Source organism: Burkholderia sp. 9775_39 (genome assembly GCF_015712225.1).
GTDB lineage: Bacteria > Pseudomonadota > Gammaproteobacteria > Burkholderiales > Burkholderiaceae > Burkholderia > Burkholderia cenocepacia.
This window is the reverse complement of the sequence record NZ_JACCQC010000089.1, coordinates 1-439: the sequence shown is the minus strand read 5'-3', so window position 1 is coordinate 439 and position 439 is coordinate 1. Positions and strand designations below refer to the sequence as shown.

Annotated in this window: 1 protein-coding gene; it reads right to left on the bottom strand. The window is 58.8% G+C overall.

The window, feature by feature from the left end:
• Positions 1-43: 43 nt before the first annotated feature.
• Positions 44-439 (bottom strand): DUF1380 family protein (locus H0X90_RS35385; protein WP_196438443.1); only part of this gene is annotated, 396 nt, incomplete at its 5' end.

Genomic DNA, 439 nt, shown 5'->3' with positions numbered 1-439 from the left:
ATTAATGGTCTCCCTGAATCGCCGCCCGAAGGCGGCGATAACATCAGTCGTTTTCGTGTGTGTTGTTTTTCAGCAGGATGCGGGCCTGATTAACCACCGCCTGACGGCGGGTGACGCATTCCGGGACGGCGAGGCCGTAATCACGGGCGGCCCATTCACGTTTCCACAGTGCCTGTTCGGCGGTCTGAATCAGGGACGCCAGCAGTTCAGCCGGGACGGTCACCTGGCGGTTTTCGCTCACGTTGCTGATAATCTCCATCGCCACGCCGGAAGAAATACCGGACTCAGTCCGCTGGTCTTCCGGGATGTCCTCCAGGCGCGCCAGGACGGTCCTGATTTCATGATCGGACAGGGAAATATCCATTCCGTCAGCGAGGGCCTGAATCTCTTCCGGGGACCAGATAACCAGCATCAACGGCGTGTCTCCCGGATACTTTGC